This is a genomic window from Micromonospora sp. NPDC048169 (genome assembly GCF_040652815.1).
In the GTDB taxonomy this organism is placed as follows: Bacteria; Actinomycetota; Actinomycetes; order Mycobacteriales; family Micromonosporaceae; genus Micromonospora.
This window is the reverse complement of record NZ_JBEZMS010000053.1, coordinates 24,048-30,592: the sequence shown is the minus strand read 5'-3', so window position 1 is coordinate 30,592 and position 6,545 is coordinate 24,048. Positions and strand designations below refer to the sequence as shown.

At 74.2% G+C, this 6,545-nt stretch carries 8 protein-coding genes and 1 pseudogene; 3 read left to right on the top strand and 6 right to left on the bottom strand.

The window, feature by feature from the left end:
- Positions 1-174: 174 nt before the first annotated feature.
- Positions 175-666 (bottom strand): winged helix-turn-helix domain-containing protein, encoded by a 492-nt coding sequence (locus AB0D28_RS27755; RefSeq protein ID WP_357390519.1) that lies wholly within the window; start codon positions 664-666, stop codon positions 175-177.
- On the opposite strand from AB0D28_RS27755, the pseudogene AB0D28_RS27750 reads away from it, so the two are divergent.
- Positions 553-1,140, top strand: a pseudogene (locus tag AB0D28_RS27750) (hypothetical protein); the annotation flags it as partial. The gene AB0D28_RS27755 and the pseudogene AB0D28_RS27750 overlap by 114 nt on opposite strands.
- Positions 1,141-1,170: 30 nt before the next feature.
- Here the strand turns inward: AB0D28_RS27750 and AB0D28_RS27745 are convergent.
- Complete coding sequence (locus tag AB0D28_RS27745) at positions 1,171-2,205, bottom strand: sigma-70 family RNA polymerase sigma factor (RefSeq protein ID WP_357390517.1); 1,035 nt, start codon at positions 2,203-2,205, stop codon at positions 1,171-1,173.
- 96 nt (positions 2,206-2,301) lie between these two features.
- On the opposite strand from AB0D28_RS27745, the gene AB0D28_RS27740 reads away from it, so the two are divergent.
- Together AB0D28_RS27740 and AB0D28_RS27735 are read left to right on the top strand one after the other, a co-directional pair.
- Entirely contained in the window at positions 2,302-3,129 is an 828-nt protein-coding gene (locus AB0D28_RS27740; RefSeq protein WP_357390515.1) for an alpha/beta fold hydrolase, read from the top strand.
- A 67-nt stretch (positions 3,130-3,196) separates the two neighbouring features.
- The gene (locus tag AB0D28_RS27735; protein ID WP_357390513.1) at positions 3,197-3,424 is read left to right on the top strand and encodes a hypothetical protein; all 228 of its coding nucleotides are present in this window, start codon (positions 3,197-3,199) and stop codon (positions 3,422-3,424) included.
- 48 nt (positions 3,425-3,472) lie between these two features.
- Here the strand turns inward: AB0D28_RS27735 and AB0D28_RS27730 are convergent, their stop codons facing one another.
- The 4 genes from AB0D28_RS27730 to AB0D28_RS27715 all read right to left on the bottom strand — a co-directional run bounded on the left by AB0D28_RS27730 (position 3,473) and on the right by AB0D28_RS27715 (position 6,544).
- Positions 3,473-4,303: a 5'/3'-nucleotidase SurE gene (locus tag AB0D28_RS27730; RefSeq protein WP_357390511.1), complete on the bottom strand. Its 831-nt coding sequence runs from the start codon at positions 4,301-4,303 to the stop codon at positions 3,473-3,475.
- On the bottom strand, positions 4,293-5,186 hold the full coding sequence (locus tag AB0D28_RS27725; protein ID WP_357390521.1) for a PfkB family carbohydrate kinase: 894 nt from the start codon (positions 5,184-5,186) through the stop codon (positions 4,293-4,295). Before AB0D28_RS27725 ends, AB0D28_RS27730 begins: the two co-directional genes overlap by 11 nt.
- Positions 5,187-5,243: 57 nt before the next feature.
- Positions 5,244-5,456, bottom strand: a complete 213-nt coding sequence (locus AB0D28_RS27720; RefSeq protein ID WP_262012149.1) for a hypothetical protein — start codon at positions 5,454-5,456, stop codon at positions 5,244-5,246.
- 140 nt (positions 5,457-5,596) lie between these two features.
- On the bottom strand, positions 5,597-6,544 hold the full coding sequence (locus AB0D28_RS27715) for an FAD-dependent oxidoreductase (RefSeq protein ID WP_357390509.1): 948 nt from the start codon (positions 6,542-6,544) through the stop codon (positions 5,597-5,599).
- Position 6,545: the final 1 nt, after the last annotated feature.

The window sequence follows — 6,545 nt, the reverse complement described above, 5'->3', positions numbered from 1 at the left end:
GCCGGATCGACGAAGAGTCACCCAAGTGATCATCGATGCCGAACCCTAACGGCAACCAGCCGAACCGATCACCACACACATAGAAGCGTCTTGCACTTTCCGCCCCGGCGAAGCACACGAAAGCCCCGCCCGAGTGGCCGCAAGTGCAAGATCGACGGCGAGGCCGGGCGGGGGTCAGGGAGTGAGGCGCAGACCTACGCCTCGCACGGCGTGGATCTCGGCGGGAGCGTCGAGGCGGCCCAGCTTGCGGCGGAGGCGGCGGACCACCGAGTGCATGTCCGAGCGCCGCCCGAGGTGGTCGTTGCCCCAGACCGCGCGGTGCAGCCGGGCGTACGTCCACACCTGGCCGGGCGTGCCGGTGAGGCAGACCAGCAGGTCGTGCTCCAGCGGCGTCAACCCGATCTCCCGCTCCCGCCAGCGCAGCACCCGCCGGTCGGAGTCGACAGCGAGCTCCCGCCGGGGCGGCTCGGCCGGCGCTTCGTCACCCACGGGCGGGTGCGGCACGACGGTGAGCGCGGGCCGGCGTACCAGGTCGAGGAAGCGGCGGGCCTGATGGGCGCTGGACACGATCAGGAACGACTCAGTGCCGCCGAGCAGTTGGGCGAGCTGCCGGCGCTCGGCCGACGAGGTCGCGATGCCGATGACCAAGGACGGAAGCCCTGTCATCCGTTCCCACCTTTCCGGCAGGCTGAACCGCAACGCCGGGCGGTCGCCAGGCAGACGTCGCGGGGGCACCTGGCTTGCGGAGTTCGACCCGAGGGGTGCGGGAGCTGCGGTTTCGTGAGGCTTCGGGGTGAACTACCGGGATCATATAGCCGAGCACCGATGATTGGTATAGCAGTTAACGTCTATGTAACTGCGTGCGACAAGGCGGTCGAGGCAAATCGCGCCGACGCGCGCGTACCGATGAGAGCGGGGACGTACGGCGGTCCAACGCCTGTGATCACCCACCTGCTCCGCCTGGCCGACGGGACGCCGACCCGCGCGGAGATCACGGCCCGCTGCGCCGAACTGGCCGAGGCGCTGCGCGACCGCGACCGGGGCGTGGTGGTGTGCGACGTGTCCGCGGTGACCGCACCCGACCTCGTCACGGTCGAGGTGCTGGCGCGGCTGCGCCTGACCGCCCGGCGGCTCGGCTGGCGGCTCGAGGTACGCGGCGCGTGCGCGGGCCTACGCGAACTGGCCGGCCTGCTCGGGCTGGCCGGCGCCCTCCTCCAGCCGGGCGGGCAGCCCGAACAGCGGGAACAGCCGGTCGACGTCGTGGAAGTTGTTGAGCGACGTGATCCGCCCCCCGGAGACGCCGATCACGATCAACGCCCACGGCACGTGACCTGAGCCGTCGGGGTCGCACCGGTACTGGCCGAACGCGGGCATCCCGTTGGCGGCCGTCGGCACCAGTCGGGAACCGCGGCAGGCGCTGCCAGTGCCGGCCATCCACGCGGCGATGTGCGCGGAGCCGCGCAGCCACAGCGGCAGCGGCGGCATCGACAGCGTCGCGTCCTCGTGCAGCAACGCGGTGAGCGCCGCCAGGTCGTACGCCTCGAAGGCCCGCACGTAGCGGGCGAGCAGCGCCTGCTGCTCGCTGTCGAGCGGACGGCGCACCTCGGTCTCGGTGTCGGCCGAGGCGATCGTGGCGCGCGCCCGTTGCAGCGCGCTGTTGACGCTCGCCACCGACGTGTCCAGCAGTTCGGCGGTCTCCTGGGCCGACCAGGCCAGCACCTCGCGCAGGATCAGCACGGCCCGCTGCTTCGGCGGCAGGTGCTGCAACGCCGCGACGAACGCCAGCCGGACCGACTCCCGGCCGGCGACCACCTCGGCCGGGTCGGCGACCTCGGGCAGCACCCGGTCGTCGGGCGCCGGACCGAACCAGATCTGCTCCGGGCGCGGCTCGCCGGGATGGGTGGCGGTGCCGACGCCCGCCGGACCGAGGTCCATCGGCCGGATCCGGCGCTGCGCGCTCGTGGACATGGTGAGGCAGACGTTCGTGGCGATCCGGTAGAGCCAGGTCCGCAGGGCGGACCGCCCCTCGAACTTGTCGAAATTGCGCCAGGCCCGGACGAATGTGTCCTGCACCGCGTCCTCGGCCTCGAAGGCCGAACCCAGCATCCGGTAGCAGTAGCCGGTCAACTCCGACCGGTACGCCTCGAGTTGCGCCTCGACGGGAACGCTCGCCACCTCGCTCACCTCGCCGAACCTAGCCCACATGCAGCGTCGATGCGAGCACGTTCGATCCCGCACCGATGATTCCGTGCCGCCCTCCCGGTCCACCAGCCGTCAGGTCACCACATCCGAGGAGCACCGATGACAACAGCGCAGCGCGACGAGACCCACGCCCCCGGGCGGTACGCCGACGTCAACGGCGTCCACCTGTACTACGAGACGCACGGCGCCGGCCGGCCGATGATCCTGCTGCACGGCGGCCTCACCTCGGGTGAGATGTTCGCGCCGATCCTGCCCGCGCTCACCGCGCGGCACCAGGTGACCCTGGTGGACCTCCAGGGGCACGGCCGCACCGCCGACGTGGACCGCCCGCTCGACATGGCGCTGATGGCCGACGACGTCGCCGCGCTGATCGACCACCTCGGGCTGGACCGGCCGGACGTGGTCGGCTTCTCGCTCGGCGGCGGGGTCGCCCTGCACGTCGGTTTCCGGCACCCCGAGAAGGTCGGCCGGCTGGTCGCCGCGTCCGCGCACATCCGCCGCGACGCGGTGTATCCGGAGATGCTGGCGCAGCAGGGCCAGGTCGGTGCCGGGGCCGCCGAGTTCATGAAGGAGACCCCGATGTACGAGCTGTACCAGCGGGTCGCGCCGCGGCCGGCGGACTTCCCCCGGCTGCTCGACAAGATCGGCGAGGCGATGCGGCAGGACTTCGACCTCACCGAGCAGGTGCGGGCCCTGCGGGTGCCGACGCTCGTGGTGGCCGCCGACGCGGACATGGCCCCGCCGAGCCACTTCGTCGAGGTGTTCGGGCTGCTCGACGGCGGCCGGCGCGACGGCGGCTGGGCGGGCGAGGGACGCCCGGCGGGCGGGCACGCGCTGGCGATCCTGCCCGGCCTGACCCACTACGACATCGACCAGTCGCCGCTGTTCGCCGCCGTCACCCTGGACTTCCTCGACCGGAGACGCTGACGCCGCACGTGTGCTGCCCTCCGTCCCAGGGTACCGCTACTCAAGGAACACCGGTGAGGAGGACGAGATGACCGACCCCAGGTACGCACCGATCGGGCTGGCCACCGCCGGGCAGCTGGTCCCCGACGACGGGCAGGCCGACGGCGGCGAGGTCGTCGGCGCCGACGACGCGGCGGCGGACGCCGCCCGGGCCGGCGCCGACGTGGATCTGTCCCGGGCCGACCGGGACGGCGACGGCGTTCCCGTGGGCGCCGCCGACGCCGAGGCCGACCGCAGGCGCGCGGCCGGCGAGTGACGCTCTCCGCCCCGCCACCCGTACGACGGTGGCGGGGCGGACCCGTCCTCAGCCGTCGACCGGCAGCTCCACATCGGGCAGGTGGCCGAGCGCCCGGATCGCTGTCACCGCGGCGTACCCGTCGGCCAGCCAGGCGATGTCGGTGCCGGGGACCGCGCGGACGGCGTTCTCCTCCACCGCCGTACGCACGAAGCCCTCGCCGCGCTCGGCGACCGACACCTGCACCTGCCCGAACGGCGCCAGGGTCGCCTGGCGCAGCCCGGCCACCTGATCGGCCGGCAGGTCGGGCACGTTGAGGTTGAGCACCGTGCCCGGCTCCGCGCCGGCCAGCCAGGGCAGCAGCCTCCCGGCCAGCTCGGCGGCGCTCGACCAGTGGCGGGACTCGTCGTCCACGCTGTCCAGCACCGCGATCGCCGCGCCGCCGCTCCCGGCGCTCGCCGCCGCCGGGGTGAGCACGTCGAGCGACACGGCGAGCGCGCGGATGCCGTTGTTCCCGGCGGTCAGCGCCGCGCCGACGGTGCCGGAGTGCAGCACCGCGTGGCCCGCGTTGGCGCCCCGGTTGATGCCGGACAGCAGCAGGTCCGGCACCGGCCCGAACACGCCGAGCCCGGCCAGCACCGCGACGTACGCCGGGGAGGCGGCCACCGCGTACGCGGGCACGCCGGGCAGCCCGTCCAGCTCGGTCTCGCGGAACACCAGCCGTCCGTCCTCGGTCACCGCGGACAGCGCCGCGCTCATCCCGCTCGCCTCGTGCTGCGGCGCGGCGACCACCACGTCCAGCCCGCGTTCGTACGCGGACCGGGCCAGCGCGCGGATGCCGGGGGCGTACACGCCGTCGTCGTTCGTCACCAGCACCCGGGGTCGCCGGTCAGCCGTCATCGTCGCCACCGTCCAGCGGGGTCAGCCGTACCCGGCCGGCCAGTTCGCGTACCGCCTCGTTGAGCGCGCCGGCGGCGGCGCCGACGTGCAGCGCCTCCCGCAGGTCACCGCCCCGGGCCAGCACCGCCGCCACCCCGGCGGTCATCGAGTCACCGGCGCCCCGGTGGTCGGCCAGTTCCAGCGGCGGCGCGTGCACCAGCAGCGGCTCGCCGTCCTCCGGCAGCGCCAGCGCGGGCTCCCCGGCCCGGCTGATCAGCACCGTCCGCGCGCCGCGTTCCTGGCACCGGCGGCCGGCGTCGCGCAGCGCGTCCACGCTGTCGTCCTTGGCCAGGCCGTCGTCGAGCAGTTCCTCGTGGCTGACCTTCAGCACCGTCACGCCGCCGTCGAGCACCGCCTCCAGGTACGGCCCGGACAGGTCCGCCACCACCGTCCCACCGTTGGCGCTCAGGTCGGCGGCGAGCCGGCGGTAGATGTCCGGGTCCACCACCTGCGGGTCGGCCGGCCCGCTGAGCACGCTGACCGGCGCGCGCAGCCCTTCGGTGAGCGTCACCGTGTACAGCTCGTCGATGTCGTGCCGCACCATGGGCGCGCCCGGGTGCTCGGCGATCTCGGTCCGCTCGCCGTCGCGTCGGTCGTGCACGTACCAGCCGGTGCCGGACTCCCGCCGCACCACCCGTACCGTGACGTCCTCGTCTTCGAGCAGCTTGCGGACCGCGTCGCCGACCTCGCCGCCCAGGCCCACACACATCGTGACCGGCACGCCGAGCGCGGCGATCATCCGGGTCTGCCACACCCCCTGCCCACCGGGGTGCAGATGCAGCTCGGGCGCGTCGCCCTGCTGCTCGATCGTCACCGTCAACAGCGGCGCCGGGGCGAACACCATCACCTTCTGATCCATCCGCCAGTGTTGCCCGCGGACCGGCCCCGGTAATCCCCCAGGTCAGCGCGGGCGCGCGGCGGCACGGCGGCGCCGCAGGTACGGCAGCGCGAACAGGTAGAGACCGCTGATCAGGAGCAGGGCGAGCGGCAGCAGCGGCACGTAGGAGACCCACACGATCGGGTCCTTCTGCGCCAGCGCCACGAACGTGACCACGACGGTCACGGTGAAGGCGACGGAGAACCAGCGGTGCAACTGGCGGATGCGCGTGTCCATGGGTGACGACCTCCGGGCGATGGCCTCCCCGGCGGGGTGGCCCGTGCCGGAAACGCTAGGTCCGGGCACCCGCCCGGGGCTTCTCGATTCCTGACCGGTCGACGCCGCGCCGTTGGAGCGCTGCTCGGGCGGCTCCGGCGTCAGGCGGCGGCAAGGGCGAGATCGGCCACCTCGGCGGCGCAGCCCCACGACAGCGTCACCCCCGCACCGCCGTGCCCGTACGCGTGCACCAGCCGCCCGTCCGCCGGGTCCACCTCGACCCGGGGGCCGCCGCGCCGGACCGGCCGCAGACCGATCCGCTCCCCCAGCACCGGCGCCTCAGCGAGCTGCGGCACCAGCGCCACGCACCGGCGCCGGATCGCCGCCGCCTCCTCCGGGTCGGGGCCGGTGTGCGCGACCCCCTCGTCGTAGGTGCCGCCGAGCACCACGTCGTGCCGGCGCGGATGCACGTACGTGACACCGGCCGGGTCGTCCTCGTCGCGTACCGAGACGTCCAGGCCGGGGTTGGCCACCAGCAGGACGTGCCCGCGCGCCGGGTACACGGCCGGGTCGGCGGCGAGCCGTCCGGCGGCCAGGCCGGTCGCGTTCACCACCACCGGCGCGAACTCGTACGCCTCGGCGAGCGTGCCCAGCGCGCGGCGGACGACCCGGCCGCCGCCTGCCTCCAGGCGCTGCCGCAGCCAGGTGAGGTAGCTGGTCATCTCCACCGACGGGGCGGTGAACCGCAGCAGCGCGGTGTACGGCGGCTCCGCCGGCTCGGCCGTCAGGTCGCCGCAGGCGTCGGCCCACCAGGGCGGCCCGGTGTAGGGGTGGCGCAGCCACATCCGGGTGGGCCGGTCGACCACTCCCGGCACGCCGTCGGCCGCCTGGCGGCGCAGCTCGGCGTGGGTGTCGCGGGCCCAGCGCAGCACCCGGGGATCCTCCTGCGTGTGGCTCGGGTACCAGACCGCGGCGGCCACCGCCGACACCGTGTCGGCCGGGTCGTGGGCGGTCAGCACGGTGACCCGCGCGCCGCGCCCCTGGAGCGTCAGCGCTGTCGTCATCCCGATCACGCCACCGCCGGCCACCACCACGTCCGCCTTCGTCATG